Raw genomic sequence first — 25,725 nt, 5'->3', positions numbered from 1 at the left:
CTCCGAGCCGTTCGCCATGCTGGGCGCCAATGAGCGGCGCGGGCGTTGTCAGTGGGCGAAGACGCACTGACAACATGAGCGCCTCTTCGTCTACCGCCGCCGATGCCTCATCGATGACCGGCGGTGACGCCACACGAGTTGCGGTCGAAGCCATCTGGGTACCGCGCGACAAGGGCTTCCACGTACGCCACGATGCGCAGCGCCGGAGGCACGACGACATCGTCCGACTCCAAGTAGCGCTCGTAGAGCTCGTCATACGTCTAGCCCGCCTGGTGGTTGTCGAGTGGACGGTCGCTGTCCCACACAGCAAGGTCACAACTCACAGGCGCATTGTCGCAGGCGGCAGATCTGTCAACGCCAGCAGGTCCTGCGATCAGCGGCGAGGCCGAAAGCTGCGAGGCTGCCGTACGGATCGCCCACACCGCGCAGGCAGCCGGGCTGGAGATCTCCCAACGCGTCCGGAGACAGGCACCCAGGCATGGGAAATCGACCGCCTGTCCCGGGCCACCCATCCAATCGGCATTGGGGCCTGTTCGCCTACTCGTAAACGGTTGCCGCGCTGAGGGCTCGTGCGATGAAGGTCCAGTCGCCGTTGGCCGGGGGTTCCTTGCCAAAGTTCCGGTACCAGCCGTCCGAGCTGGCTATCCACGCGGCGAGGGCCTCGAGGAAGCGGTCGAGGGTGTGGTTCTCCCAGTCATGTCCTCGCCGGACGTAGTCCTGGTGCAGCTCGCGGACGAATGCGACCAGCTGCCGGTGTGATCCAATGGCCGCGGAGCCAGGACCTCGCGAAGGGAGCACGAAGGCGTGTCGACGATCATACCGGTGCCCGACAACTGGCGCTCTTTGTCCGGCAGTTGGGACGAGCTCCGGCACGGCTACCACGCCGGAGACAAGGACGAGACGGTACGCGGCTGCGCTCGCCAGCTCGACGCGACGGCGCCGGGGTCGGACGGTGATCCCGTGCTGTTCTGGACACTGGGCCTGCTGACGCTCGCCCCCTACGTGGCCTTCGGCAACCCCGGTCCGGGAGTCGAGGACGAGGTCATCACGGCATTGAGCCGGGTCGCACGCGGCGACGAAGGCAGGACGTGCGCGCACGGCTGGCATCCGTACGAGGCCGACGTGGACGATGTGCTCGAGCACCTTCCCGACTGCCTGGAGGTATTGAGCTCCCCGGTGGCCCAAGCCCTCGACGGCCTGCTCCCTGAGGACCTGCTTCCCGAGATCTACCTGGATGAAATCGAGGACGAGGATGCCGAACCCGCGAACCTCTCCGGACCCGAGATCCTCGCCCGCTGGCAGTGCCCGCGTACCGCCCCGGGCTTCGCCCGCGCAGCCCTCGACTATCTGGGCGTATCCGTCCGCTGAGGGGAACCATTCCTTGAGTGCGAGTAGTTGACGCTCGGGCGGACACGCCTCTCTGACCCGCGGACGACCGCCTTCAGGGTGGGGACGCATCGCTTTGAGGCACTGCTCAACCGACGCGCAGTTCCCGTCACCGCCCCATGCTCCACGCGGAGGGCGTCCTAGATAGAAGAGGCGCGAGGATGGGACATGAGGCGGTCATGCGGCGTGCCTCTGGCTGCGGGCATACGTCCGCCGCCTACAGATCTAGCACCCGCTGCCGGCGAGCGTTGTGATGAACTGTGACCACAGGTCACAAAGGTGAACGGGGAGATGTAGGGATGGCAATCGACATAGAGCAGTTGCGCCGCGACGGGCATCGGGTCGAGAAGTGGTCGATTGGCTGGATGGTCCTGTCGCTGGCGTTGTGGGGATGGTTCGGCTACCGACTACTGAGCGACGAAGATCAGGAGTTCGGCGGATACACCGACGACAGCTATGCACTGGTGGGCGTCCTCGCGCTCGCGGTCATCCCGACGATCATCGCGGCAGCGACCGCCGTGTACTCCCGGGTCCTGTTCCGCCTGGCACGCCAAGCCAAGGGGTCCTAAGCACTCTGCTAGCAATCGGCGCCGATCTGTGATCGCCCACTGAGCCGCCGCGCCACCGACCATGACTGATCGGGCGGCGGTCCCGACGCACAGCAGGTCGGCCCTGCTGTAGGCCGTGACCGGAGTACGCACGGACCAGGACCTCCTCCCGACCGCGCCGGTTCACAGTGATCTGACGACCGTTGGACTGCGACGGCCGGTGCACGTCGATCGGCGCACTGCCCACTCCCTTAACCGTGCTCGCCAGGCACGCCTTCGCCGACCCACGCTTCACCGTCCGCCGCAGTGCGAGACAAGGCACTGGCCTGGCAACCGCCGACAGCGAAGGAACTGTACGGCGTCGGCATACCCGTGAACGTGCTGAGACGGGTGTTCATTTGTGGGCTCGGGCAGGTGGGTTGCATGCGACGATCGTGGTGTGGAGACCCCTGATTCTTCGTTTCGTCGGCTTCTGCTGATCGAGTCGCTGACCGTGTTGGCGGCTGATGCCCAGTCCCAAGTCGCCTGGCTGGACAGGCACCGTGTGGTGGCGGATGAGATCGCCCTGGACTTCGATCATGCTGTCGGCATGGTTGAGGCCCTGGTGGAGGAAGGACATCTCGGTCGTGATGTCCTACCTGACCTGCTGGAGATCGATGCCATTCTCAGCGAGATGAGCGGTGCGGAGAACGCTGATCGCTGGACGAGGGAGGCGTTGTCCGTAGATGAGGGATGGAGCCGGACCCGGCGGCTGTCCCGCCGGGTCCTTGTTGCCGAGCTGGGTGGATGGCAGCAACCACTCCCGGTAATTTCTGTCATCCGGTGACGGGCTCCACTGTTCTCGCTGATCCGGTTACTTGGCCGTTGTGGTGGCAGCGAGCCGATTCTGGAGCCGGTAGCTGGGGCCATTAATCGAGACTACGCGGCAGCGCCGCGCGGATCTGAATCACTCAACCGCCGGCTTCCCGCGCCACGCGCTCCAGTCGGCTTCGGTAGTCCTCCCACCAGCCCTCATCACCTGGCGGCATGCTGTCCCTGCCCTGCAAGGACCCGACGGATCCGTCGATGAGCTCGCGCACGATGTCCGCGTGGCCGGCATGCCGCTGAGTATCAGAGATGACGCGCACCAGGAGGTGGTGCAGTGTCACCTCTTGGCGTTCCTCCGGCCACCACGGGACACGGCCGACCGTATCCAGCGTGAGTTCCGCAATCGTGCTGTCGGAGTGCTCCCACGCCTGCCGATACAGCCCGACGATGTCTTCACGTGACTCGTCCGCCGCGGCCCACATGTCCGAGTTGGGCTCTGCGTCCTCGGTATACCACCAGGACGGCGGCTCCTCGTCGAAGAACGGCCGCGCGAACGTGTCACCGAAGTACCCCAGCTCCACGCCGGCGGCATGCTTGACCAGCCCCAACAGGTTTGTTCCAGTCGGGGTCAGCGGGCGGCGGATGTCGTAGTCCGAGAGCCCATCGAGCTTCCACACGAGGGCATCACGCGCCTCTTGCAGGTATCGGAGAAGGTCTGCTTTCGGGTTCGGTTCGATCATGCCGGGCAGTCTTCCAGCCGGCACTGACGCCACCCCATCACCCCGTCACAGCGGCGCGGCAGCGCTCCGCGGACGGACGGCCGAGGGGCCTATGTACCGCCCGTCCCGCCCCGGATCCATCACGCTTGGACCGGGCGAGCCAGCGCCCGCGCTGGCGGCATCAGGCGCCGGTGAGACCCGCATGAAGACAGCCGGTTCGGCATATTCGTTGAGGTAGGCGTCCTGCTGATCGCTGGCGATGACGGCACTCTGCCCCGGCCCGAACTCCTGGCGTCCGGCTTCCAGGGCGAGGGTGAGTCGACCGGACAGGACGTGATGGAGCTCCTGCGCTCCGGGGCGGTCGGGTTCGGCGTCGTATCGGCCGCCGGGGGCGAGGGTCCAGCGCCACAGTTCGGCCTGCGGGTTCTCGGTGGTGCCCAGCAGGAGGGTGGTGCTGCCGTCGGGGGACTGCCATACGCGGGTGCCTTCGGCATCCGCGCCTTGAGCGTCGTTCTCGGGCAGGGCGAGGGCAGCGAAGTCGGTGTCCAGAGTGCGGGCGACCCGGTCGACGGTGGCGAGGCTGGGGCTGGCCTTGCCGAGTTCGATGTCTGTGAGCATCCGCCTGCTGAGCTTGGCGGCGTCGGCGAGTTGCTGAACAGCCCAGCCGCACTGTTTGCGCAGCGCGCGAATGCGCCGGCACCGGCGCGGCAGCGCCTGCCCACCATGCGGGTGATCAGCTCTCCCCACGTCTCCGAGCAGACCGTTCTCGCCCCTCTGCGCGACGCATTCAGGGCCCCCTCCCTCCGTACGACACCGGCACCGGCACCGGCACCAGCACCGAACCAGTTCGTGGTCGACCTGCCCGGCGGCGGTGACGTCATCCACTACCCCGCAGCCTGCCCCATGCCGACGTGTACTCGGTCAAGGTCTCGCCGTACCTGCCCGACCCCGTCGACCCCGCCGGCCCCGCCGTGGTCACGGCTGGACGATGCTCGTAAGTCTGTCCACCGGGCAGCCCCTCGCGCTTCTGGATGCCTCCGAGCTGGGTTCGGCTGACGGCCAGGCGCGCGGGTAGGGCACAGCAGTGTCGCGGGCGCCACGGAGGTGTGGCCGGCGGCAGCGTGCAGGTGTCCGTCGCGCAGGCGGCACCATACTCAGCTCACCAAGAGCGGGTTTTGGGATCTGCCATGTCCTGTGCGGAAGCGGTCGTTGAGCCTGCTGTGACCGGTGCTGGGGGTATCCGTCGGACCTGTCCGGTGAGCGGTAGGCGCTGGGGAGCCGCTGCTTCCGCCGCTGCAGAGGGAGGCCGAAGGGCGGGAGGCGTGAGGCGCACCCGCGCCGACGGATCGTTAACGCGATCTTCTACGTGGTGCGGACCGGCTGCGCCTGGCGGCAACTGCCGAACGACGGAGAACGCGCCTGCTGCTGTGGGCCCGGCTGGACCACCCGTCCATACGGAGGGTCTGGGCTGATCGGGGCTTCGCCGGTTGCCTGGTCGAGCCGACCGCACAGTTCCTCGGCCGCGAGCTGGGGATCGTCCGCAAGGATCCCGGCCAGCGCGGCTTCCAAGTCCAGCGCAAGCAGTGGGCGGACCGGCCACCCGACCAAGTCCCCGTCCTCTCTTCCGAGCGGCTTCATGAGGCGGTGGGCAACTGCTTGCATGAAGCGCCATCAGGCGTCCGAAGGACCAGTGGATTCGCGCAGGCGGCGCCGTGCGGCTTCCAGACGATCGACGTAGTCCGGGGCGAAGATTCCCGTGAGTTTCTTGTCCAACGTGCCCATGATCTTGTGGACCGGCGCCCATACGGCGGGGTCGTCGGCCACTGACTCAGGTCGGTCATCTGCACCCGCTCCAGCCAGCCCGAGAGCACCAAGGCCTCATCCGTTGTCAGGGCAATCACGATCTGCTCGCGGTCCACAGGCCGAACCAAACAACGCAGGCGAGGTCCCATGTGCACGGGGCCGCCGACGAAGATGAGGTTCCGGCCGCGGTGGTGGGGTGATCTCGGTGCTACGAAGCGTTGAGATCACTGCTGAACTGACCGGCCCCTTGCGAGACGAGGGCTTTCACAACCTGCACTGGCAAAAGAGGCTGGAGCTCAGCCTGGACTGCTTCATCTGCGGCCGCGGCCGGCGCACGACCGCCTTCCAGTACGGGCTGGAGCACGCCCTGTGCTCGGCCGACGACGAGTCCCCCGAGCACCCCACCGCGGCCCGGATCGCCGCCTTCGACGTCACCGACGAGCGGGAGCGGACGGCGCTGCGGGCCGTCGTCGACTACTGGTGGGCACCGTTCCGCGATGCGAAGGGCAACCATGCGGCTACCGCACTCTCGCATACACCGTGGGTCCGCCTGCATCTCGGCTACTACTGCCCTCAGGCCCGGCAGTCCGGAACGCTCAGCATCCAGACCAACATGGTCCGGCCGGTACGCGACACGTGCGGCCACTGCGACCACCTGCTCGCCACCAGCAAAGACGCTCCCGCGATCCGACTGCTGAACTGAGCCTCGCCCTAGATCTGTCACCCAGCCAACCTGTGCATGCCCGAGATCCCAGACGCGCTCCCAAAGGCGACGGCGTCCACCACACCATGCTCAGCATCGCCCACCTGCGCAACCTCGCACTGGTCGGGTGAGAAGCAGTGACCATGGCCAACTGGCATGTCACAGATCACTCATGGGACAACGCTGAGGCAGCACAAGCAGCCAGCTCAGCCCACTTACCAAGGTCACAAGTAAGATCAATGAGCGAGCCTCTTGCAGCTACGCCACAGGAACGACGCCACCGCGCCTGGTCGTGTGTCTATGACGGGCAACGGACTGATCCACTCGTGATGCAGGGATGGTTGACGTTGATGCCGGGGAGTTGCAGATCTACTCGGTGGAGGAAAGAGAAACAGCAGCAGCCACATGCATCGTTCGTTGCGTAGGCGGCATTCCCCGGACTGGGCAGCGTTTTCTCGTCGGTTCGGCGCTGGATCCAGCCGCCCGTCCTGTGCATGTGACACTCGACTGGATCTGTCGCTACGGCAAGCGCGTGGACTTCGTGGATCCGCCGCACAGTGCCATAGTCCGCCTGTCAGGTGAGGCAGTTGCAGTTCTGGAGCGAGGAGTCATCCTCACCTCTGTCGCCGTGGATGCACCATGCGACCAGTGACGCCAGGGTGCCGCATCCGAGCCCGGCGGCACTGACATCGCAGACGGTCGAGTCGAGATCAGGCCAGGGCTTCGCTCAGCAGTCGAGGAGCTGGGCAATCAAAGGTAGATGGCTCATTACGATTCCCTGACTGCGGCGCACGCCAGGTGCGTCGTATGCGAGGGGGGCGAGTTCGTAGTGAAGGACACGTACTGCGCGGCGGATGGAGACCGGGAGAGCTCCTGATTCGCCGTCGTCATGAGCGCGCTGCTGTTGGCGGCAGTGCCCGCAGAAGCAGTGCATGAGACGGTGCCCGGCCACGTCACGGCAAGGCTCGGCGCATGGCATCGCGCGGGACGCCAAACCGACACAGCTGACCCAGAACACTTCCGGTGTCCCTGGTTCGAGGTAGAACGGGACACGTGGGGTGGAGAAGGCGAGCATCCCGCGCAGCAGGTACAAGATGCGGGGACCGAGCAGACGCTGCGGGATCGCCCGCGTCAGCTCGTTCGTGCCGCCAACGGCCGCGCTGCTCTGTGCTCAGGCAAGGATGGCGGGATGCGCCCGCCCTCTCGTACACGCCTCCCTCTCCCAACTGCTCGCAGTGCTCGCCTACGACGGTCAGCCCGAACTGGGGGCCGGGAAGGAACCAGCGACACACGCGCCCGAACCGACGACGGCCGAGGCGCTGTTCTCGCACTCCGTGACGCGACCCTAATCGATTACCGTCGGCCGGCCCGGTGGGGCCGTCTTTCAGCAGTCGGGGCAGTCCACCACGGGCGGCGGGTGCGGGAAGGTTCGGTTGCCCTCCAGCCAGTCCGCCAACCACTCCGCCAGGTCGAACCGTTCGACGAAGAACCGGTGGCGTTCGCAGCGCGCGTTCGGGTCCCACCCCCACATGCGGCCCTCCGGCGTGCTGAAGTCGACGTGCCACCAGATCGCGCAGCCGAGTGTCACCAGCGGCGGCACATGAAGCGGATGGGACAGAGCTTCCGGCTCGGATGCCGGACGCCAGTCACGCACGAGCTGGAGAAGCGACTCCTCATCGCTGTACCACTCACCCGTGTCGGTCAGGGACAGGATGCTCCCGTCTGGGCCGAAGCCGCCGTTGGCGACCTCCAGGTACAAGCGCCGCAGCAACGCCGGCATGGGATGTCCCACAGCGGCCTCGACCTCGACAACTGCCTGCGCAGGCGCGGGTGGCGGTAGCTCGTGGGCTCTTGCGTAGGCCCGGACTCGTTCCACGATCTCGTCGTCGGTCACCCATTTATGATCAAGGTCAACGCCACAGCTGTCTTGCACCCGCTCAGCCGGACTAACTGTTCTGTGTCGCCTCGCGTGCTTCGGTGAGGGCTCGCTGCCTGAGGTTGCCGCCGAACAACTGAATCGTGGTGGCGGCCAGGATGTCGTTCCTGCCGATGGTCCGCCCGTCCCCCGTGCGGGTGGACAGGGCCCGGTGGGAATCCTTGAGGAACGGGGGTGGGGCCGGTTCGCCCGACATTCCTAGGGTGACCGTACCGAATCGTTTGACCCCGCCCTCGCGGACGACCATGGCCGCGTCCCGGGCGAGGTCGGTCAGGAACGCGCTCGCGATTCCGTCCAGGTCGCGGACCATCGCTGGGACGGCCCTCGCCCCCTGGCTCCGCAGCAGCTTCTTGACCCCAGCCTCGAACCTGTGGGCACCGACCACAGCACTCGGTTTGCGCGACCTGCTGTGCTTGCGAGAACGCACGGTGACTCTCTGGGCGTCGTACATGACACCTGTCAGGCCTTGAAACGTCGGGCTGTGGTCGTACCACTTGGTCCCCACCTCGAGCTCGACGTTCCGGTCGATCGCAGAGAGAAGGTCCCCTGGAATCAGCTTCTTCCGGGCCTCCTCCGCCGCCGCTCTCCTCGCGCCGTCGATGATCTCCGTCAGCACTGTCCGCGTCACCGACGCGGCAGCCCACGCGGCCGACCGAGATACATGCATCGAGGTCACGTCCCTGAACACCGCCTTGACGAGAGACGGCTTGAACGGCGGGACATCCATGACCGAGCCGGTCTCGGGACCGCTGTGCTCAGCGCGTGCGGGCTGTGTGGTCATCGGAAGGAACGCTCCCTACTGTCGGAGTTGTCAGAGGCCCACACTTCACCACGCAGACCCGCTCTCTGCCCCCATCCTCCGTCGAAGCGGTACCCGGTCAAGGGCCTGACGGGCACATCCCGACGGCCGCGCCGATGGTCAGCCACGTCCCGCACGTCCTCATACTGTGGCAGCTGCGTCCCCCCTCCGGCTGCACCCCGTTCTCCCTAGCCTCTGCCACCGAGGAGGAGCGGCCGGTGAAGCGCACGCAGGACGACAAGTGGGCGGCCAACCTGCGGGACGACGGCGTTCCGTGCCCGTGGGGAGCACTTGAACGTGCTTCGCACCATTCTGAACACCCCGTAGGCGGGGGAACTGCCGCAACTGCTCTGCGTGCTAGGTAAGCCCCGTCCTCGCTTGCTCCCGAGTCCGGTGCCAGGGCAAGGAGTGATCGGCCACTGCCACCACGTCAGTCACGGCGGGCACAACCGCTCGTCCTGGCAAAGGGTCGCTTCGCGCCTGTGCACTCAGATCGGGACTTGTTGGCCGTTGGCAACCGGCTTTCGCGAGGACGGTGCCGATCGCCTCCAAGTGGTCGCTGGCGACGGGTGCGAGGAGGTTGCTCTTGTACTCGGCCGGCCGGCGTGGACGCCTCTGTGCTGCTGGGGCGCCTCGGGCCGAGCCGGCAGCACGATGCGGCGCCGACGGACCGGCGGGACCACGGTGGCGGCTGGCCTTGGCGGGGTTTCCGTACACCGTGCTGCGGAGGCCCTACGCTGACCATCATGTCAATCCAGGTGCCCATCACCGACGAGTTGCGTTCCGCGTTGGGCTCCCCCACGGAGGCGACGCTGCTGGACAGCAGCCCGCGGTCCAGGGTGTGGCGGGTCGAGTTGCGCGGTGGGGGCCGGGTGATCGTCAAGCAGATCACCGACGGAGGTGGGACCGGGGCCGACGGGGATGCGCGCTATGCGCGGGAGGTCACCGCGTTGCGGCTCGCCGCACGGGCGATGCGACCGAGCGTCGCGCCCGCACTGCTCGGAACGGACGTGGCGTCACGGGTGATGGTCCTGGAGCATCTGGACGACCTCGACGCGACCGATGACTGGATGCCCGGCTACGCCGAGTCCCTCGCCCGGCTGCACGCGCTCACCGGGCCGGCCGACAAGGGAACGCTTCCCGCCTGGTCCGGGCCGACGGTCGCCGATGCCGAGTCCTTCCTCGCACTCGCCAAGGCCCTCGACGCCCCCGTCCCACCCACGGTTCCGAACGAACTCGCCGACCTGATCGACCGGCTCGATCCGGCACCCCACCATGCGCTGCTGCACGGAGATCCCTGCCCCGGCAACGACCTGCGCACCGCCACCGGCGTCCACTTCGTCGACTTCGAGCAGGCGTCGCTGGGCAACGGCCTGGTCGAACTCGCCTACTTCCGCATCGGTTTCCCGACCTGCTGGTGTGCGATGTCGGTCACGGCTGCTCCGCTCGCGGAAGCCGAGGCCGTCTACCGTGCCACCTGGCGTGGCCTCACCGGCAGGGACGTGCCCGGCGATCTTGCCGACGCCTGTGCCGGTTGGCTGATCCGTGGCGACGCACTCGTCGAGCGCGCCCACCGCGAGTCCGTCGACCACCTCGCACGGGTACCCGTCGAGGACTTCGAGTGGGGCTATGTTTCCGCCCGGGAACGCCTCGTCCACCGACTCGGCGTGGTCGCCGACCTCACCCGCGATCACGACCACTTGCACGCACTCGGCCGCCTCAGCGCGGCTTTGGCCGTGCGCCTGATGGAGCGGTGGCCCACACTGCGCGCACTGCCGACACATAACACACGGCCCTGGTACTGACAGCCTGACTGATCACTGTGCCCGGTCGGCGGACGTGGCGTGCCGGCCGACAAGGCGAACCGGCACCTCAACACCGCCTATGACGTCGACCGGATCGCGGAGATGTCGAACTGCAGTCGGACCTTCTCGCTCACCATGGTGCCGCCCGCCTTGAGGCGCTGGTTGTAGACCAGGCCCCACTCGGTGCGGTCGATGGTGGTGGTGCCGTCGAAACCGGCTCGTTCGTAGCCGAACGGGTCCATGACCGAGCCGAGGTAGTCGAGTTGCAGTTCGACGGGCCGGGTGACGTCGCGGATGGTCAGGTCCCCGGTCATGCGGAAGCTCTCTCCGCCCTCGTGGAAGGTGGAGGTGCTGCGGAAGGTCATCTCCGGGTAGCGGCGCGCGTCGAAGAAGTCCCGGCCTACGAGGTGCGCGTCCCGCTGTTCCACGCCCGTGTCGACGCTGGCGACGCGGATGACGAGCTCGGCCCGCGACTCGGCCGGCCGGGCTCCGTCGAAGTACAGCGTGCTGTCGTAGTCGGTGAAGGCTCCCCGCACCGTCGTGACCATGGCGTGCCGCACGGAGAATCCGATGCGGCTGTGCGGGCGATCGATGGTCCATCGGCCGGTCAGCGCTCGAAGTGCCGGGTCCAGAGCGGTACTTCGGGGCGAGTTCTCCGCGACAGAAGCGCCTGTGCCGACAGCCGGGGTCGACTCGTAAGCGGCGGTCTGGCGACGGCTGAAGATACCCATGATCGTGATCCCTTTCCCATCTGATCGCTCCGTGCTATCACGGCGTCGCCGGGCGCTGCCCAGCAAGATGGGTGGCCTCGTCCGGGTTCCATGCGGTCGACTGCAAAGCTGCACAAGATCAACATGTTGTGGCACCAAGGCAAGCTCCTTCGGAGCGCAGCCCGCGCCATGCCTCTGCTCCCTGCGGGGGCCTACTCCGGGGGCGTGGGCGTGTCGTGGGTGCGGTACATCGCCTGTACGTCCAGCTCCAGTTGGACGGTCGGACCGACGACCGCGATGCCGCGGGCCAGCATGGAACGCCAGTTGAGGGTGAAGTCCTCCCGGTGGAGTTCCGCCTTCGCGAGAGCCGCGCAGCGCAGTTCCTGGTCGTAGCCTCCGTTGACCATCCCGAGGTAGGACGTGTCGAGGCCGACGGAGCGGCTGGTGCCGTGCATGGTGAGCGTGCCGTGCAGGGTCCACTTGGAGCCGCCGCGGTGCGCGAACCGCGTGCTGGTGAAGTCGATGTAGGGGTAGCGTTCGACGTCCAGGAAGTCGGCGGAACGCAGGTGGTTGTCACGGGTGTTGTTGCCCGTGGTGATGCTGGAGGCGTCGATGCGCACCGAGACGTGCGAGTCGGCCATGTTCGGTGCGACGCGGATGCCGCCCTGGAAGCGGGTGAACCGGCCGTGGACGTGGGCCATGCCCACGTGCTTGGCGATGAACCGGATCGCGGTGTGCGGAGGATCGAACAGCCAGGTTCCGGCTGTCGGAAGTTCCAGCTGGCGGGCGGACTCCAGGGCGATGCGCACCGGCGGCAGAGCCACCCCCGCGGCGATGTCCAGGTTCTCCCGGGAAGGCGACAAGCCCTCGGCCACAGTCATCACGCTGTAGGAGCCCGGTGGCAGCGTCGCTATGAAGTAGCCGTAGGGATCCGTGATGCCATGCGTCACAACCCGGTGGCTGTCCAGCGCGGTCACGGTGACCTCGGCTCCGCCCATCGGCAGCCCCATGGGATCGACGACCTCGAAGCCGAACGCCCCGGCATCGGGCGGCAGGGGGACGGAGATGCTCGGTCCGGCACCGGAGGCGCCGCGGGGGCGCCGGCGTCGGAGTAGCCCGAGGGCCATGAGTTCACCTTTCTTCACGTGCGTCAGCTTCACGCTGCCCGCCCAGCCGGTTGCGTTCGCGGTCGCTAAGGACCGTCGGTGGCAGGAGGGCGAGCGGGCGCGGAGTCAGTGGCTCGTTGACGATCATAGGGGCGCCCACGTGCCGGTAAGTCGGCCTGGTGCTGGATCTGTCCACCCCATTTGTCTGCGGATACGGGGTCACAAATCAGTACATCGACAGGCCATATCGCCGCACCTCAGCTTCATTGCTTTGCAGCAATGCTGTGGTGAAGCGCACGGAAGAGGAGCGAGATGTTCACAAGCGGTCTGCGGATTCACCACGGACCTGACACAGGCGGGCCGGGCAGGGTCGGGTCGGGTCGGGTCGGCTGCGCGTCCCGGCCACGGGACTGTTCAATTCCGGAGCCCGAGCGCAGAAGAAGCAGGGCACGGCCGTGCATGTACTGGATGGACACCCGTTGCTCATCACACCATCGGAATCAAGACCGACGGCAGGTCGCCGGCCTGGACGTCAACCGGGTCGATGGACAGGTCACAGTAGTCGCCGATGGCGGTGAACACAGCCGTGGAGAGTCGCCACCTGTGCTCCTCGTAACAGGCCACCACTTCGGCTTCGTCTTCGTCTTCGTCCGGCAGAGACGGGAACACTGCGCCCGCTGCATGCAGTGCCGCATCCAGAGCGGACGACTGACCTGTGTCCTGTCCGAAGTCGGCCCGCCAGGCACGCCCGTCACCTGGCGCATGGATGATCATCGACGGTGGGCTCCAGCGGTTCATCGTCACGCAGACGATCTCCTCGTCCGGCCAGGGCCGCATCGATTCGACCCCCTGATACCCAGTCGCCCACGTCGCCGTCCCCCAGTCCTCCAGTACGTACACCCAGTCCCCGCACGTCCCGTACATGACGGGATTGACACGGGGCGACGGCATCCCCGGCCGCCCGACCGGCACAGCAAGATCCTTGTACGGGGTGCGTGCGGCAAGCTCATCGAGGTCGGCGCCCAGTGCGATGAGGAACTCGTCCGCGTCGAGACCGCGGGCGCAGGTCAGTGATATCCCGCCGAGCATTCCGGGCTGGGCGGCCTGTCCTTGTGTGCTGCTGTGTGCGCCTATCCATGTGATCCCGTTGGACATGCTCATCACACTAGGCCTTGCCCGCCTCGCCAGGCGGGCGAGATCGCTGGAAGGTGAAACCCCGTACGAGCCTTCGCTGCATGCCATAGAGGGCGAAAGTGAACTCGACCTCTGCGTCGTCGACTTGCAGGAGCTGAGCGGTGCCGCCAGCAGACCGGACCTCGACCCGCGAGGCGGGGGCTTGGGCCAGGCCAGGCCCGTACTCGGGTGACCCTCAGCGGCGGCACGGCCTGTAGCCGGCCTCTTCCACTGGTGATCTGCGTTTCCCGGCTGTCGCCGCCCTCCCCGGCCGCGCTTCGCTGTGGCCCGCTTGCCTGTCGTCTGGAACTTGCTGAACTGAACCGGCGCGCCGCCGCGGGCACTTGGCTCAGTCGGCGTTCGGGCCCGCGACGAAACTGTTGAGGGATATCCCCAGACTCGCGAAGACCGTACTCACGCCGACTGCTGCGTCTCGGCGAAGAAGCCGGCGAGGGCCGGGGCCAGAACCTCTGCCGCAATGGCGTGCTCCTGGCCCGGAAAGATCCGCAGGGTGAAGTTGTCGCCCGCCGCGGCGAGTTCCCGCGCGCCGGTCAGCATGTGCGGCGCGCCCGCGTCTCCGCTGCCGACGAGGACGGGAACGGTCACGGACGCCCATCGGTCGACCGGCAGGGGGCGGCCGGACATGGTGTCGCCCATGATCCGGCCGTCGTAGGGGAGGGTGCGGGCGACGGTTTCCATGCCCGCCCAGAACGGGGCCTGCCGCATGCCCGCGACGACCTCGTCGGGCAGGCCGATCGCCGCCGTCATGAAGTAGGCGACGGCATCCCCGTACGCCTCGCGACCCACGAGTTCCGTCAGGTGCTCCACATAGTCGGCGGGCAGCGCCGGCCGGCTGTCGTCGGTGACGAACGGCGGCTCGTACAGCGCGAGGCGCGATACGGCGCTGCCGCGGGCGGTGGCCTCCAGGGCGAGGACGGCGCCCGAGGACATGCCGAAGACCATGGCCGAGCCGCCGCCCGGGCCCTCGATCAGCGCGTCCAGGTCCTCGATCTCGCGCTGCACCTCGTACGCGGGGCTGTCCCCGCTGTCGCCGCGGCCCCGGCGGTCGTACGTGATCACCGTGAAGTGCTCGGCCAGCAGACCGGCGAGTTCGGCGGAGTCGCCGCGGGTCATGAAGGCACCGCCGACGAGTACGACCGCGGGGCCCGAGCCCTGCTGCTCGTAGGCGATGGCCGTGCCGTCAGCAGAGAACGCCTTGTCCATGTGAAAACCCCCATTGATGTGCAGCGATGTGCAGCCCAGAGCAGGCGCTCCACCGGCCTGCGCTTGCACTCGGAATCGGAACTAGACGGTACAGTACTCACACGGGTACTGATCAGTCCAGTACTCTCTTCGGGCACGAGCAGTAGGCGGCGGATCGAACAGAAGAGGAAGCTGATGATGGACAGCCGGTCAGCGCGCAAGCATCAGGCGATCCTGGACGCGGCGACCACCGTGTTCCTGAACAAGGGCTACGCGGGGACGAGCATGGACGACATCGCGAAGCTGGCCGCGGTGTCCAAGCAGACCGTCTACAAGCATTTCGCGGACAAGGAGAAGCTGTTCGCCGAGATCGTGCTGGCCACCACCGACCGCATCGACGCGATGGTGGACCTGGTGGCCGACGTCCCCGCCGACGCAGAGGGTCTGGAAGAGAACCTGACCCGCCTCGCCCGCCAGTTCCTGGCAGCTCTCACCCAGCCCCAGGTGATCCAGCTGCGCCGCCTCATCATCGCCAACGCCGACACCTTCCCCGAACTGGGCGCGGCCTGGTACGAGCAGGGCTTCGAACGGGTCCTCGCAACCCTGGCGGCCACCTTTCAGCGCCTCACCGACCAGGGGCTGCTCAAGACCGACGACCCCATGCTGGCCGCCCATCACTTCGCCGGGCTGCTGCTGTGGATCCCAGTGAACCAGGCCATGTTCCACGGCGGCGCCCAGCACAGCGAGGCCGACCTCGACCGCTACGCCGTAGGCGGCATCCGCGCCTTCCTCGCCGCCTACGCCTGATCGGGGAAAGCGCCCTCTCCTCGCCAATTCGCGCAGTCACAAAAGGCGTTGCCGTTTCACGAGACTCCTATCGATCGGGCCCGCGCCCCCTAGGGGGTGTCTCGCCGATCAGGCCGGGCTCGCGGCGCCTGGCACCGCGCCTCGCCGCGTTGTCGTCGGTCCCCGATGCGCCGCATCGGCTCCCTCCTCCGCCTTGCGATGCACGGCACCAGACGCCGCTCCCTGATCCGGCCTGATCGACGAGACACCCCCCTAGGGATACGAGCGTGCCCTGTCCGTCCACGGGTGGAGATCGGCATAGGCCCAGGGTCCGACATCGTTCAGGCCGTGGGGGGACGCCTGGGCGTGACCCGCTGCCTAGCCTCACCGGTATGAATCATCTGCCTCGCGGCGCAGCCGCCGCCTTACTCGGTCTGTCTCTCGCCCTCCTCGGCACGGGCGTGGCCCAAGCCGCGCCGCCCTCGCCCACCGCGGAGTCGTCGGCCGCCGAGGCCGCCCGCGTACGCCTCGAACTGCCGCCGCCCACCGGGTCGTACGCGGTGGGCCGTGACACCTTGCACCTCGTCGACAAGAGCCGTCCGGACCCCTGGGTGCCGGAGGCCGGAGCGCGTGAACTGATGGTCTCGATGTACTACCCGGCGCGGCCCGGTGGCGGCCGGACGGCTCCGTACATGACCGACGCCGAGGCACAAGCCTTCATCGACGACCGGGAACTGACCGATGTGGTGTCCGCCAGAACGCTCAGCGGCACCCGCACCAACGCCCGCCCCGCCGCCACGCCCGTACGAGGGAAGTTCCCGCTCGTCGTGCTGTCGCCCGGGTTCACCGTCAACCGCTCCACCCTGTCCCTGCTCGCGGAGGAACTCGCCAGCCAGGGGTACGTCGTCGCCGCCGTCGACCACGCCTACGAGTCGGTCGGCACCGCATTTCCCGGTGGGCGCCTCCTGAACTGCGTCGCCTGCGAGAAGGTCGGCCCCGGTGGGTACGGCGTGGTGCCCAAGGGCCGGGCCAAGGACGTGTCCTTCCTCCTCGACCGGCTGCTCGCCGAACGGCACCCCGCCTGGCGGCACGCCCGCATGATCGACCCCACGAGGATCGGCATGGCCGGCCATTCCATCGGCGGCGCCTCCGCCGCGACGACCATGGCGGGAGACGAGCGGGTCCGGGCCGGAGCCAACATGGACGGTTCCTTCATGGAGCCGGTCCCGGCGGAGGGCCTGGGCGGGCGTCCCTTCATGATGCTGGGCACCGGCGACGACGACCCCTCCTGGATACGCGACTGGCCGCTCCTCGACGGCTGGAAGCGCTGGATCAACGTCACCGGCGCGGAGCACTTCACGTTCACGGACGTGCCCGTCCTCGGTGACCAGCTCGGGCTCCTGTCGCCGGATGAGCCGTTGTCGGGCAAGCGGTCGCAGGAGATCACCCGCGCGTACGTGACGGCGTTCTTCGACCTGCACCTGAAGGGCGTGGACCGGAAGCTGCTGGACGGGCCGACCGCCGAGCACCCTGAGGTGGTCATCCACAAGACAGGCTGACCGCCTGGAGGGGCCAGGCCAGGGCAGGGCAGGGCAGGCCAGGACAGGGCAGGGCGGGCGTGCCCGGCACCCTGCTCCTGGCGTGGCCCCGCTGCGGGGGCGCTCAGGGCGGTCGCGAGCCGAAGCAGCCGCCAGGCCCCGGCGGGCAGGGACGGCCAGGACCAGCACGACGCCGGCGCCCGGCGCATCCGCGCAGCCTCGCCCAGACCCGGGCAGGGTGGCCGAACCACCGCAGGCCGCATCCCGCCGGCGCTTTGATCGGCTGCCGGCGGGACGCGGCCAGGATGGACTCGGGGTTCAGGAAGTCGTCGCGGCCCGGTCGGACTCGCTGCGAAGGACACAGAATTCGTTGCCCTCAGGGTCGGCGAGGACTGCCCAGCCGGAGCCGCCGGGATTCCGGTGACTGGTCACAAAGATGGCGCTGCTGGAGCGGTTCATCGAGGCGGGGGCCAAGGCCGAACGCTCGGCCTTCAGCCGGCCTTCCGCGTGGGACGACACCGACGACTGGTTCCTGGCGACCCGGGACGTCATGGACAGGCTGTGGGTCGCGGAACGGCTCATCCGCGCCCGGTTTCCCCTGCCCGTGCACGACGCGGCACGCGCGTACTGCCTCGACCTCAACCGGACGGTGTGGCAAGGCTTGCCCGATGGCGAGAGCGTGCGGGACTACCTGGAGGACAACCGGCTGGCGTTTCTGGACGCAGCCCGCGCGGTCATGGGCTAACGCACCGCCGCCCCTGGCAGGCTCTTGCAATCCCACCAGCTCGCAGGGGCTTCAGTGCTGGGCCGGGCCGTTGGGTCCGGAGACGGCTCCGAGCTGGGCCAGACCGTCCAGGATGTCGGTGCAGGTCCAGTACTCGACGAACTTGCCGTCGGCGACGCGCAGGATGTCGTGGCCGCTGAAGGCGATCTTCGTGCCGGTGGGGGCGGTGGCGTGGGGGATGCCACCGGTGTAGACGGCCCGCATGGTCCAGCGCGCGGCGATCAGGTCGCCTTCGACGATCGGGCCGAGGTCGACGGTGATGGTGATGTCGCCGAAGGCGGCCATGGTCTGTTCGATCTCGGGCAGCAGCCGTGCCGGGCCGGTGACCGCTTCGGAGTCGCTGCCGTCGGGGCGTGCCTGATGGACGACGAAGCCGGGGTCGAGAATGTCCTCGGCGTGGCTGAAGTCGCCGCGCCATAACGCGCTCCAGCGGTCGTAGAGGGCGCGCAGTTGCTCGGGGGGCTGGGTGGTCATGGACGCTCCTGGGTGACGTGATAGAAATAATCTGCGTCACACATTAGCTGCGCGACGCAGACATTCGCCACTGTAGGCCATAAGGATCAGCTCATGTCAAACCGCCGCACCCGCCCGGAGACGGTGGCCGCGGTCACTGCGGCCGCGCGTCGGCACCACGCCGCCTACACCCTGTTCAACCAAGCCATGGCCGAACAGCTCGGCCTGCACCCGACCGATCTGCAGTGCGTCAGCCTGCTCGGTCTGGAGCCCCGGCCGCGGACCACCGGCGAGATCGCGGAGCTGACCGGGCTCACCTCCGGGTCGGCCAGCCGCCTGGTGGACCGGCTGGAACGGGCCGGGCTCGTCGAACGGCGGCCCGATGCCGGCGACCGGCGGAAGATGCTCGTTTCCCTCACCGCTCGCCGGAACCCGGAACTCGAAGCCGCCTGGGAGACGCCCGGCCGTGCCTTCGCCCAGGCTCTCGATGATTTCACCGACGACGAACTCGGGGTGATCGAGCGGTATCTGCAGCGCATCACCGAAGTCGGCAGCGAACAGACCGAACGTATGCGGAGGGGCTGACCAGAGGGAGTCCCGTACAGGTGGGGCGTCTAATTGCGTCGCCTGGACGGGACTGCCACTGGTCAGCGGGACTGCAGGCCTCGTCCAACCACCGGTGTCCTGCCTCCTTTGGGGCACAACAAGCATGCTCACCCGCGTGGCGTCGGGTTCCCTCACACCACGCGGGTGAGCATGTGCGGACCCCGCCCCCTTCCCGCACCGAGGCGATGCGATGCCCGACCGCGCCGACCATGTCCGCCCCGAGGGCGCCGCAGAAAGATGGACCTTGCGGCACCGGCCGCCCCAGCATTCGCTGTTCGGGGGCATCTACGGACTGGTGCTGGCCAGCGCCATGGTGGCCGCGCTGGACCCGTCGGGCGAGGAGGCCGATCCCGGTTCGGACGCGCTGTGGGTATTGCTCACCGCGCTGGCGTCGGTCACCGCCCACGGGTACGCGCAGGTCATCGCCCAGCGTCCGTCCGACGGGGCAGTCAGAAGGAGCAGACTGCGGTCGGTACTCGCCGAGTGGCCACTGGCCGCCGCCGTGCTGCCCACGGTGGGGATGCTGCTTGCCGCGCTGGCCGGCTGGTGGGCAGAGGCCGCGGCTGTGGACGCGGCCCTGCTCTTCAACACCATCGCCCTGTTCAGCTTGGGCGTGGCGGCTGCCCGCTCCGCCGGGTACGGATGGCCGTCCTCGTGCCGGGCAGGAAGCCTGGACATGCTGATCGGCCTGGTGATCATCGGTGCGAACGCCCTGATCGAGTAGCCGGGGCGCCGGATGCCGCGCCGGCGAGGTGGGCAAGCCGTCGACAAGTGCGGCGGCTGAGGCCTAAGGGATGTCGTGCCGACCGCCGACCGTCACCCGGCCCACCCGGTTTCCCAGAAGCTCTGTGAACCACAGCGTGCCACCGGGGCCCGCGGCGATGTGGAAGGGCGTTCTGCTCTCGCCGGGGGCGGTGGGCAGCGGGAACTCGGTGAGCCGGCCATGCGGGGTGATCCGGCCGATCCGGTCGACGTTGGACTCGGTGAACCAGAGGTTTCCGTCCGGGCCGGCGGTGATGCCGATCGGGCCGCTGTCGGGAGTCGGCAGCGGATACCGGGTGACCTTGCCGCGCGGCGTGATCCGGCCGATCTCGTGGGCGAGGCCTCCCGAATCCGTGAACCAGAGGTTCCCGTCCGGGCCCGCTGTGATGTTGAAGGGGGCTCCGTCGGGGTTCGGCAGCGGGAATTCCGTCACCTTCCCGTGCGGGGTGATCCGCCCGATGCGGTTGACGAAGGGCAGGGTGAACCACAGGTTGCCGTCCGGGCCGGCCGTGATCCGGTAGGGGAAGCTGTCGGGGGTGGGCAGGGGGAACTCGGTGATCCGGCCCCTCGGGGTGATCCGCCCGATGCTGTTGCTTCCGTTCTCGGTGAACCACACATTGCCGTCCGGGCCACGGGTGATGCCGAGGGGGAAGGCGTCCGGCGTGGGCAGCGAGTACTCGGTGACCCGGCCGCGCGTCGTGATCCGCCCGATGCGGTTGCGGAAAGGCTCGGTGAACCACAGACGGCCGTCGGCACCCGCGGTGATGTCGTCGGGGAAGCTGTCGGGCGTGGGCAGGGGGAACTCGGTGATCCGGCCCCTCGGGGTGATCCGCCCGATGCTGTTGCTTCCATTCTCGGTGAACCACACATTGCCGTCCGGGCCACGAGTGATGCCGACCGGACTCCTGGGCGGGGTGGGCAGCGGGAACTCGGTGATGCGTACGGCATCGGTGTCCTGCTGCCCGGCGAAGGCCGGGACGGGGGCTAGCGCGGGGGCGGTCAGGCCGAGCAGACCGCAGGCCAGCAGCACGCCGAAGCGGCGGAACCGGGTCAGCGGGCGGCGGCGCGAAGGAGACAGAACGGTCTCAGACATGGAGCTCAGAGTAGGAGCGCCACCGGTCCGCGATGCGTGATGACGGGCCGTCAAACGGGTTCTCTTGTACGCGGATCAGGTGGCGGTTGCGGACGGCTCGATGCCCGACGGAATGGGTGTGGCCGCTTCCGGGCGGTCGGCGCTCGCGGCCTTGGAAGCGGGACGGGCGAGCCGGCTACGGGAAGCCCCGCCAGCGGCCCGCCGACCAGGCCAGCACGTATCCCGTGCTGTTGAGCGCGTAGTGCAGCGCGATCGGCGGGATCAGGCTGCCCGACCGCCGCCGGAGTTCGCACAGCACCGCCCCGGCGAGGGCCGTACCGACGACGGCTGTCGTCACCGCGAGCGCCACGCCGGCCGGGGCGGTGCCGAAAAGCGCCTCCGCCGCCGTGTTGGCACGCGTCAGCCCGCGTGACGGCAGGACGTGCCAGAGGCCGAAGAGGGCGGAGGAGAGGACGGTCGCCCTCAGGGGCCCCCACCTTCGTTCCGCCAGGGCCCACAGCACACCGCGGAAGGCGAACTCCTCCAACAGCACCGTGCCGAGCGGTACGCGGACCAGGACGCGGTACACCAGCTCTCCGGCGGTCAGCCCCGCGGCACGCTCGTCATGGAAGGCCCCCCGGGTGAAGGGCGCGGCGAGGCCCGCCGCGTACACCGCGACGACGGCCGCGGCCAGGAGCAGTCCCCAGCGCAGTCCCCGACGGGCGGAATCGCGGCCGAGGCCGAGATCGTCCGCCGTCAGGCCGGAACGCCGGGCGATCAGCAGGAAGAGGGCCGCCGTGGTGACGCAGACCGGCACGTAGAGGCCGGGTGCCAGCTGGTTGTTGACCGCGTTCGCGGCCACGAGCACCAGGACGGCCAGGAGCAGCATCCGCATGGTCGCCCAGGATCACCCAGGGGCGACGGCGAGGGCCCGCAACGCGCCGCCGCCACACTCTTGCATGTCGCCTGGAAGCGAGTAACGCTGATTACATGCTTACAAAGGAACAGCGCGAAAAGCTTCGCGGCTGGTTCGCCGGCCGCCTGCCGGAGGATGTCTACGAACGGCTCATCGACGTCACCGTGGACCGCGAGGAGATCACCGTCATCGGGTTCATCCCCTCCCCCCACCTGGCCGACGACGCCTCCCCCACCGAGCGCGAGGCGGCCGTCCAGGGACGCATCCAGGAGTTCCGCACCCGGACCCGCGACGCACGCATCGGCGTGGCCCAGGAGGCCGAGCAGCGCTTCGGCAAGAAAGTGTCGTGGGGCGTGGAGTGCGACGGGACCCGCGCCCTGTTCACGCATGTCGCGGCCCCCGTCATGACGCGCCTGCGGCAACCCGAGCGGCAGGTGCTGGACACCCTGGTCGCCAGTGGTGTGGCCCGCAGTCGCAGCGACGCGCTCGGCTGGTGCGTCCGGCTGGTCCGGCAGCACGCCGACGACTGGCTCAACGAGCTGCGCGACTCACTCGAACACGTCCAGCGGGTCAGGGCCCAGGGCCCCGACGCCGGCCCCGTAGCGACGGAGGAAACCACCTGACACCGTTCGGTCGACCACCCGAACGCCACCGATGACCGACCTGCTCGTCGGCTCCGGCGTCGTGCCGAGCGCCGGCCTCGCGCCTGCCCGGACGGACTTGGGCTCTCGTGCCACCAAGGGTCTCCGCCGTCCCCTCCGTGCTGCGCGCCGGCCTCCCGCGCCACATGGTGGTGGTGCGGCATTCCGCGCCCGGTGAGAGCCGTGCCGGTACGGCTCCTCGGCGGGGTGCAACCACCGATGCCACTGAGATGGAGTCCGGCATGACCACAGCACAGGACCTCTTGATCGTCACACTGGACGTCGCCGACCGTCCCGTCGACCAGGGCGACCTCGCGCTGGCCCTCGCGGGTGCGGAACTCATCGACCTCGTCGACGCCCAGGTCGTCACCCTGGACGGAGATCGCATCGTGCCCGGCCCGCAGCGGGCGATGGACGACCGCCTGCTGGACGCGTCGGTGGCGTCACTCAACCGCGAGGCGCCGTACGAGTCCGTCCAGGACTGGCTGTGGCGCCGGGGCCGCGGCCTGTCGGAGGCCTACGTCAACGGACTGGAGGAGGAAGAGCGGACGACCCCACAGAGGCACCGCTGGATTCCCGGCCGGAAGGAGCGGGCGGCAGTGGCCGACTCACCGGCCCGTCGCCGCGCCGCCGACCGCTGGAGCTCGGGCGAGCCCGTCCTCGCCGCCCTCGCGTCCGCCGCCGTGATGCACGATGAGCCGGCGGAAGACTTCGAAGGCCTCGACGACGAGGCGGTCGTGACCGTGGTGGCCGCCGTCCACGACGCGGTGACGGAGCTCGCGGGTGAACGGCAGCGGCGGAGCATCGAAGAGGCGGCGTTCGACAACATCTGGCGGCAGCCCTGACGCGGTACGCCGGACGGCTCCGGCCCTCGGCGGCCACCGCCACCTACCCGCTCGCCGCCGAGGCTGCCGTTCGCCGTACGGCGAGTATGGCCGCGTCGTCGCCGAGGGCGCCGTCGGTGTGGGTGAGGAGGTCCCGCCGCACGTGTTCGACGAGCGTGTCGGGACTGCACCTGGGCCAGCGGGCGAGGCGTCTTTCCAGTGGGTAGAAGGCGCCGTCGGCGTCACGGGCCTCCACCAGGCCGTCGGTGTAGAGCAGGAGCGTGTCACCGGGCTCGAACGAGAACGTGTGGGACGTACGGATGTCCTGCTCCAGCCCGCACATGCCCAGTGGTGGCGCGGGGTGGCTCGGCACGCGCGTCACCCGCCCTCGGCTGATGAGCAGGGGTGGCGGGTGCCCGCAGTGCGTCAGCCGCGCCACGAGGTCATGGTCGGGGATCTCCAGGAACAGCGCGGTGATGAAGTGTTCCTGAACCTCGTCGTCCGTACCGGGGAACTGGGTCAGGTAGCGGCACAGACTGTGATCCATGGCGCTGGCCAGGGCCGGGAGCGTGGCGTGCCGGTATGCGGCCTCGTGGAACGCCCCCATGAGCGCCGCCGCTTCCCCGACCGCGGCCAGCCCCTTTCCCCTGACGTCGCCGATGAGCACGCGCGTGCGGTCGCCGGTGCGGGCCACGGCGTACAGGTCACCGCCGATGTTCGCCTCCTTCTCGGCGGCCAGGTACGTGGACGAGATGTGCAGGGGTCCGAGCCGGCGCGGCAGCGGGCGTAGCAGCGCCCGTTGGGCGGCCTCGGAAACGGTGCGCACCTGGGCCAGCTCGGCCGTGCGCCGGTCACGTGTCAGGCAGACGACCACGGCCAGGATCGAGAGGACCGCCAGCCCCACGATCTGCGACAGGTGGTTGGGCGTCGTCAGGCCCCCGTGGAACACGGCGATCACCACCTGGGCCGCCACCGCGAGCGCGCCGATCAGTCCGGTCAGCAATGCGGTCCCGAACGAAACGGTGATGGCCGGCGCTACGACAAGCAGCGGACCGAGATGGATCGATTCCGGCGTATGTACGTCCATGACGGCGATCGCGACGATCAGCACCAGAGGGAGCACCACCAGCCCCGGGGTGGACCGCCTCCGCGACCGGGTCAGGACGAGGTTCTGCCCAAGGCGCATACGTCCACTCTGCTCCTTCCGCCTGCGAGGCGCCGCAGGCGGAAGGCTCGTGTCGGCCGGCCTCGCCGAGGCGTCAGCGCAGTGCGACCGCGTCCGTGCGGACGGCGCGCAGGGCCCGCTCGACGGTCTCCTGGTTCTCGCCGACCGGAGCGACGTAGTCGAGGACGTCGCGGGCGGCTTCCTCGCCGAGCGTTCGGGTGATCACCCATGTGGCGAGGTACTGGGACGCCAGGCAACCGCCCGCTGTGGCGATGTTGCCCTCGGCGTGGAACGGCGTGTCCAGCACGTCGACGCCGCAGGCTTCCACGAAGGGCCGGGTCCTCATGTCCGTGCAGGCCGGCATGCCTTCCAGCAACCCCAGTCGGGCGAGTACGAGCGCGCCGGAGCACTGCGCGCCGATCAGCTGCCGCGAGGGATCGAGCCGCAGCCGGGAGATCAGCTGGTCGTCGGCGACCACGTCTCGTGTCTTCACGCCGCTGCCGATCAGCACGACGTCGGCCTCGGTCACGAATTCCATGGGGCGCTGTCCTGTCACCTCGACGCCGTTCATCGACGTGACCACCGGCGTCGGCGTCGTGATGAAGGCTTCCAGGCCGTCCTTGCGGCACCGGTTGATCAGGGCGGAGGCGATGAAACTGTCGAGCTCGTTGAACCCGTCGAAGGTGACCACGGCTACCTGCATGACACTCCTTCACTGCATCGGGTCTGCAGTCTCGCCCGGTACGCCGGTCCGGCGCGAGAGCCAATCAGCGGCTGGTGGCATGGCATGCCCACACCCACTCCCGCCGCGGCAAGGAAGCGGGCCGTGCTTCACACCGCGGCGACTTCCGCCCAGCGGGTGACCCCGCCGGGGTGGACCCGTATGCCGTGACGCGTCGCCAGGGCGTGGACGATGGCCTCGCCCCGGCCGTGCTCGTCGGGGTCGATCCCGTCGAGCGGCTGACCCGGCGGACGCGCGGGTCCCGAGTCGGTGACCTCGACCCTGAGGACCCCGTCGCCGTCGCCGCCCGCCCACGACAGCCGCAGCTCCGCCGGGGGCCGGGCGTGAATGATCGCGTTGGTGGCCAGCTCCGAGACCACGAGCAGCGAGTCCTCGACGATCGCCGGGCAGACCTCCCAGTCGGCGAGGACCGCCGCCACACGTCGGCGTATGGCCGAGGCCGCACCTGCTACGGGCGGCACCGGACACACGTGTTCGCATGCCGCCCGTAGCAGCGTGTTGAGCTGTGCCGCCATGTTCACTCCCGTGGGTCTGTGCTGCCGGCCGGCGCTCTCGTCACCTACCGGGCCTCAGAGCAACGTATGGAGACAAATCGGGCTGGTCAATGAACAGCGGTCGGCATTACCGAACGCCCCTCGTCCGCGCAGGTCATCCCGCCCCCGTCCGCGCAGGTCATCCGCCCTGTCCACGCAGGTCATCCGCCCCCGGACGCGCGGGCCGTCCGCCCGGTCCGCGAAC

General features: G+C 68.7%; 28 protein-coding genes and 3 pseudogenes. 14 read left to right on the top strand and 17 right to left on the bottom strand.

The genetic code is table 11. The features are described 5' to 3' along the window. Positions 1-537: 537 nt before the first annotated feature. A complete protein-coding gene (locus AMK31_RS31650; protein WP_241842781.1) occupies positions 538-798 on the bottom strand; it encodes a DUF7660 family protein in 261 nt (86 codons plus the stop codon). 24 nt (positions 799-822) lie between these two features. Here AMK31_RS31650 and AMK31_RS31645 point away from each other — a divergent pair, with 24 nt between their 5' ends. The 3 genes from AMK31_RS31645 (at position 823) to AMK31_RS31635 (ending at position 2,760) form a co-directional block, all read left to right on the top strand. Next, entirely contained in the window at positions 823-1,368 is a 546-nt protein-coding gene (locus tag AMK31_RS31645) for a hypothetical protein (protein ID WP_143204277.1), read from the top strand. 317 nt (positions 1,369-1,685) lie between these two features. Beyond that, on the top strand, positions 1,686-1,955 hold the full coding sequence (locus AMK31_RS31640) for a hypothetical protein (RefSeq protein WP_073944133.1): 270 nt from the start codon (positions 1,686-1,688) through the stop codon (positions 1,953-1,955). 418 nt (positions 1,956-2,373) lie between these two features. Next, complete coding sequence (locus AMK31_RS31635; protein WP_241842780.1) at positions 2,374-2,760, top strand: hypothetical protein; 387 nt, start codon at positions 2,374-2,376, stop codon at positions 2,758-2,760. Between the two features lie 124 nt (positions 2,761-2,884). Here AMK31_RS31635 and AMK31_RS31630 read toward each other — a convergent pair whose 3' ends face one another. Together AMK31_RS31630 and AMK31_RS31625 are read right to left on the bottom strand one after the other, a co-directional pair. Continuing rightward, positions 2,885-3,481, bottom strand: coding sequence for a DinB family protein (locus tag AMK31_RS31630; RefSeq protein WP_073944132.1), 597 nt, complete (start codon positions 3,479-3,481; stop codon positions 2,885-2,887). 45 nt (positions 3,482-3,526) lie between these two features. After that, on the bottom strand, positions 3,527-4,207 hold the full coding sequence (locus AMK31_RS31625; protein WP_073944131.1) for an XRE family transcriptional regulator: 681 nt from the start codon (positions 4,205-4,207) through the stop codon (positions 3,527-3,529). A gap of 490 nt (positions 4,208-4,697) precedes the next feature. On the opposite strand from AMK31_RS31625, the pseudogene AMK31_RS42455 reads away from it, so the two are divergent. After that, positions 4,698-4,868: pseudogene (locus AMK31_RS42455) on the top strand (transposase); the annotation flags it as partial. A gap of 263 nt (positions 4,869-5,131) precedes the next feature. Here AMK31_RS42455 and AMK31_RS41775 read toward each other — a convergent pair. Next, positions 5,132-5,284: a hypothetical protein gene (locus tag AMK31_RS41775; RefSeq protein WP_241842779.1), complete on the bottom strand. Its 153-nt coding sequence runs from the start codon at positions 5,282-5,284 to the stop codon at positions 5,132-5,134. 175 nt (positions 5,285-5,459) lie between these two features. Here AMK31_RS41775 and AMK31_RS31610 point away from each other — a divergent pair, with 175 nt between their 5' ends. Both AMK31_RS31610 and AMK31_RS31605 read left to right on the top strand, forming a co-directional pair. Further along, positions 5,460-5,966: a hypothetical protein gene (locus tag AMK31_RS31610; protein WP_241842778.1), complete on the top strand. Its 507-nt coding sequence runs from the start codon at positions 5,460-5,462 to the stop codon at positions 5,964-5,966. Between the two features lie 337 nt (positions 5,967-6,303). Next, positions 6,304-6,618 carry a hypothetical protein gene (locus AMK31_RS31605; protein ID WP_073944130.1) on the top strand — a complete coding sequence of 105 codons (315 nt, stop codon included), beginning with the start codon at positions 6,304-6,306 and terminating at the stop codon, positions 6,616-6,618. Between the two features lie 732 nt (positions 6,619-7,350). On the opposite strand, the gene AMK31_RS31600 is transcribed toward AMK31_RS31605, so the two are convergent. After that, entirely contained in the window at positions 7,351-7,860 is a 510-nt protein-coding gene (locus AMK31_RS31600) for an SMI1/KNR4 family protein (RefSeq protein WP_143204276.1), read from the bottom strand. 52 nt (positions 7,861-7,912) lie between these two features. After that, a complete protein-coding gene (locus tag AMK31_RS31595) occupies positions 7,913-8,683 on the bottom strand; it encodes a hypothetical protein (protein WP_073944128.1) in 771 nt (256 codons plus the stop codon). Between the two features lie 764 nt (positions 8,684-9,447). On the opposite strand from AMK31_RS31595, the gene AMK31_RS31590 reads away from it, so the two are divergent. Then, positions 9,448-10,506 (top strand): phosphotransferase family protein, encoded by a 1,059-nt coding sequence (locus AMK31_RS31590; RefSeq protein WP_073944127.1) that lies wholly within the window; start codon positions 9,448-9,450, stop codon positions 10,504-10,506. Between the two features lie 77 nt (positions 10,507-10,583). Here the strand turns inward: AMK31_RS31590 and AMK31_RS31585 are convergent, their stop codons facing one another. The 4 genes from AMK31_RS31585 to AMK31_RS31565 form a co-directional block, all read right to left on the bottom strand. Continuing rightward, positions 10,584-11,237: a YceI family protein gene (locus tag AMK31_RS31585; RefSeq protein ID WP_073944126.1), complete on the bottom strand. Its 654-nt coding sequence runs from the start codon at positions 11,235-11,237 to the stop codon at positions 10,584-10,586. Positions 11,238-11,428: 191 nt separating this feature from the next. Next, positions 11,429-12,343 (bottom strand): YceI family protein, encoded by a 915-nt coding sequence (locus AMK31_RS31580; RefSeq protein ID WP_073944125.1) that lies wholly within the window; start codon positions 12,341-12,343, stop codon positions 11,429-11,431. A gap of 465 nt (positions 12,344-12,808) precedes the next feature. Further along, positions 12,809-13,477 (bottom strand): hypothetical protein, encoded by a 669-nt coding sequence (locus AMK31_RS31575; protein ID WP_143204275.1) that lies wholly within the window; start codon positions 13,475-13,477, stop codon positions 12,809-12,811. A gap of 432 nt (positions 13,478-13,909) precedes the next feature. Then, complete coding sequence (locus tag AMK31_RS31565; protein ID WP_073944122.1) at positions 13,910-14,719, bottom strand: alpha/beta fold hydrolase; 810 nt, start codon at positions 14,717-14,719, stop codon at positions 13,910-13,912. 177 nt (positions 14,720-14,896) lie between these two features. Between AMK31_RS31565 and AMK31_RS31560 the strand changes: the two genes are divergently transcribed. Continuing rightward, positions 14,897-15,505 (top strand): TetR/AcrR family transcriptional regulator, encoded by a 609-nt coding sequence (locus AMK31_RS31560; protein ID WP_241842777.1) that lies wholly within the window; start codon positions 14,897-14,899, stop codon positions 15,503-15,505. Positions 15,506-15,876: 371 nt separating this feature from the next. Beyond that, the gene (locus AMK31_RS31555; RefSeq protein ID WP_073944120.1) at positions 15,877-17,043 is read left to right on the top strand and encodes an alpha/beta hydrolase family protein; all 1,167 of its coding nucleotides are present in this window, start codon (positions 15,877-15,879) and stop codon (positions 17,041-17,043) included. A 297-nt stretch (positions 17,044-17,340) separates the two neighbouring features. Here AMK31_RS31555 and AMK31_RS41770 read toward each other — a convergent pair. Beyond that, positions 17,341-17,463 (bottom strand): annotated as a pseudogene (locus AMK31_RS41770) (VOC family protein); the annotation flags it as partial. Between AMK31_RS41770 and AMK31_RS31545 the strand changes: the two are divergent. Next, positions 17,456-17,767: pseudogene (locus AMK31_RS31545) on the top strand (hypothetical protein); the annotation flags it as partial. The pseudogenes AMK31_RS41770 and AMK31_RS31545 overlap by 8 nt on opposite strands. 51 nt (positions 17,768-17,818) lie before the next feature. Here AMK31_RS31545 and AMK31_RS31540 read toward each other — a convergent pair. Beyond that, positions 17,819-18,280: an ester cyclase gene (locus AMK31_RS31540; RefSeq protein WP_073944119.1), complete on the bottom strand. Its 462-nt coding sequence runs from the start codon at positions 18,278-18,280 to the stop codon at positions 17,819-17,821. Positions 18,281-18,373: 93 nt separating this feature from the next. On the opposite strand from AMK31_RS31540, the gene AMK31_RS31535 reads away from it, so the two are divergent. Together AMK31_RS31535 and AMK31_RS31530 are read left to right on the top strand one after the other, a co-directional pair. Continuing rightward, positions 18,374-18,844, top strand: a complete 471-nt coding sequence (locus AMK31_RS31535; RefSeq protein WP_073944118.1) for a MarR family winged helix-turn-helix transcriptional regulator — start codon at positions 18,374-18,376, stop codon at positions 18,842-18,844. Positions 18,845-19,055: 211 nt separating this feature from the next. Continuing rightward, a complete protein-coding gene (locus AMK31_RS31530) occupies positions 19,056-19,589 on the top strand; it encodes a hypothetical protein (RefSeq protein WP_073944117.1) in 534 nt (177 codons plus the stop codon). 63 nt (positions 19,590-19,652) lie between these two features. On the opposite strand, the gene AMK31_RS31525 is transcribed toward AMK31_RS31530, so the two are convergent. Both AMK31_RS31525 and AMK31_RS31520 read right to left on the bottom strand, forming a co-directional pair. Further along, positions 19,653-20,720 (bottom strand): Vgb family protein, encoded by a 1,068-nt coding sequence (locus AMK31_RS31525; protein ID WP_198948605.1) that lies wholly within the window; start codon positions 20,718-20,720, stop codon positions 19,653-19,655. Between the two features lie 175 nt (positions 20,721-20,895). Continuing rightward, on the bottom strand, positions 20,896-21,594 hold the full coding sequence (locus tag AMK31_RS31520) for a CPBP family intramembrane glutamic endopeptidase (RefSeq protein WP_073944116.1): 699 nt from the start codon (positions 21,592-21,594) through the stop codon (positions 20,896-20,898). A 95-nt stretch (positions 21,595-21,689) separates the two neighbouring features. Here AMK31_RS31520 and AMK31_RS31515 point away from each other — a divergent pair, with 95 nt between their 5' ends. Together AMK31_RS31515 and AMK31_RS31510 are read left to right on the top strand one after the other, a co-directional pair. After that, positions 21,690-22,238: a hypothetical protein gene (locus tag AMK31_RS31515; RefSeq protein WP_073944115.1), complete on the top strand. Its 549-nt coding sequence runs from the start codon at positions 21,690-21,692 to the stop codon at positions 22,236-22,238. A 260-nt stretch (positions 22,239-22,498) separates the two neighbouring features. After that, on the top strand, positions 22,499-23,101 hold the full coding sequence (locus tag AMK31_RS31510) for a GPP34 family phosphoprotein (protein ID WP_073944225.1): 603 nt from the start codon (positions 22,499-22,501) through the stop codon (positions 23,099-23,101). A gap of 43 nt (positions 23,102-23,144) precedes the next feature. Here AMK31_RS31510 and AMK31_RS31505 read toward each other — a convergent pair whose 3' ends face one another. The 3 genes from AMK31_RS31505 to AMK31_RS31495 form a co-directional block, all read right to left on the bottom strand. Continuing rightward, a complete protein-coding gene (locus AMK31_RS31505) occupies positions 23,145-24,266 on the bottom strand; it encodes a PP2C family protein-serine/threonine phosphatase (RefSeq protein ID WP_073944114.1) in 1,122 nt (373 codons plus the stop codon). 73 nt (positions 24,267-24,339) lie between these two features. Next, a complete protein-coding gene (locus AMK31_RS31500; protein ID WP_073944113.1) occupies positions 24,340-24,948 on the bottom strand; it encodes a DJ-1/PfpI family protein in 609 nt (202 codons plus the stop codon). Between the two features lie 128 nt (positions 24,949-25,076). Beyond that, positions 25,077-25,502 (bottom strand): ATP-binding protein, encoded by a 426-nt coding sequence (locus AMK31_RS31495; protein WP_073944224.1) that lies wholly within the window; start codon positions 25,500-25,502, stop codon positions 25,077-25,079. Positions 25,503-25,725 lie beyond the last annotated feature (223 nt).

The sequence above is a fragment of the Streptomyces sp. TSRI0107 genome (genome assembly GCF_001905845.1).
Taxonomy (GTDB): domain Bacteria; phylum Actinomycetota; class Actinomycetes; order Streptomycetales; family Streptomycetaceae; genus Streptomyces.
The sequence above is the reverse complement of the archived record's forward strand: the minus strand, read 5'-3'. Positions and strand labels throughout refer to the sequence as shown.

What these genes read in the sequence shown, in the direction of transcription:
- AMK31_RS31555 (WP_073944120.1), top strand. Translation starts at nt 15,877, where the DNA reads ATGAATCATCTGCCTCGCGGCGCAGCCGCCGCCTTACTCGGTCTGTCT.
- AMK31_RS31630 (WP_073944132.1), bottom strand. Translation starts at nt 3,481, where the DNA reads ATGATCGAACCGAACCCGAAAGCAGACCTTCTCCGATACCTGCAAGAG.
- AMK31_RS31515 (WP_073944115.1), top strand. Translation starts at nt 21,690, where the DNA reads ATGCTTACAAAGGAACAGCGCGAAAAGCTTCGCGGCTGGTTCGCCGGC.
- AMK31_RS31530 (WP_073944117.1), top strand. Translation starts at nt 19,056, where the DNA reads ATGCCCGACCGCGCCGACCATGTCCGCCCCGAGGGCGCCGCAGAAAGA.
- AMK31_RS31540 (WP_073944119.1), bottom strand. Translation starts at nt 18,280, where the DNA reads ATGACCACCCAGCCCCCCGAGCAACTGCGCGCCCTCTACGACCGCTGG.
- AMK31_RS31560 (WP_241842777.1), top strand. Translation starts at nt 14,897, where the DNA reads ATGGACAGCCGGTCAGCGCGCAAGCATCAGGCGATCCTGGACGCGGCG.
- AMK31_RS31500 (WP_073944113.1), bottom strand. Translation starts at nt 24,948, where the DNA reads ATGCAGGTAGCCGTGGTCACCTTCGACGGGTTCAACGAGCTCGACAGT.
- AMK31_RS31495 (WP_073944224.1), bottom strand. Translation starts at nt 25,502, where the DNA reads ATGGCGGCACAGCTCAACACGCTGCTACGGGCGGCATGCGAACACGTG.
- AMK31_RS31575 (WP_143204275.1), bottom strand. Translation starts at nt 13,477, where the DNA reads ATGTCCAACGGGATCACATGGATAGGCGCACACAGCAGCACACAAGGA.
- AMK31_RS31595 (WP_073944128.1), bottom strand. Translation starts at nt 8,683, where the DNA reads ATGACCACACAGCCCGCACGCGCTGAGCACAGCGGTCCCGAGACCGGC.
- AMK31_RS31535 (WP_073944118.1), top strand. Translation starts at nt 18,374, where the DNA reads ATGTCAAACCGCCGCACCCGCCCGGAGACGGTGGCCGCGGTCACTGCG.
- AMK31_RS31525 (WP_198948605.1), bottom strand. Translation starts at nt 20,720, where the DNA reads ATGTCTGAGACCGTTCTGTCTCCTTCGCGCCGCCGCCCGCTGACCCGG.
- AMK31_RS31640 (WP_073944133.1), top strand. Translation starts at nt 1,686, where the DNA reads ATGGCAATCGACATAGAGCAGTTGCGCCGCGACGGGCATCGGGTCGAG.
- AMK31_RS31585 (WP_073944126.1), bottom strand. Translation starts at nt 11,237, where the DNA reads ATGGGTATCTTCAGCCGTCGCCAGACCGCCGCTTACGAGTCGACCCCG.
- AMK31_RS31505 (WP_073944114.1), bottom strand. Translation starts at nt 24,266, where the DNA reads ATGCGCCTTGGGCAGAACCTCGTCCTGACCCGGTCGCGGAGGCGGTCC.
- AMK31_RS31580 (WP_073944125.1), bottom strand. Translation starts at nt 12,343, where the DNA reads ATGGCCCTCGGGCTACTCCGACGCCGGCGCCCCCGCGGCGCCTCCGGT.
- AMK31_RS31605 (WP_073944130.1), top strand. Translation starts at nt 6,304, where the DNA reads ATGGTTGACGTTGATGCCGGGGAGTTGCAGATCTACTCGGTGGAGGAA.
- AMK31_RS31565 (WP_073944122.1), bottom strand. Translation starts at nt 14,719, where the DNA reads ATGGACAAGGCGTTCTCTGCTGACGGCACGGCCATCGCCTACGAGCAG.
- AMK31_RS31590 (WP_073944127.1), top strand. Translation starts at nt 9,448, where the DNA reads ATGTCAATCCAGGTGCCCATCACCGACGAGTTGCGTTCCGCGTTGGGC.
- AMK31_RS31510 (WP_073944225.1), top strand. Translation starts at nt 22,499, where the DNA reads ATGACCACAGCACAGGACCTCTTGATCGTCACACTGGACGTCGCCGAC.
- AMK31_RS31520 (WP_073944116.1), bottom strand. Translation starts at nt 21,594, where the DNA reads ATGCGGATGCTGCTCCTGGCCGTCCTGGTGCTCGTGGCCGCGAACGCG.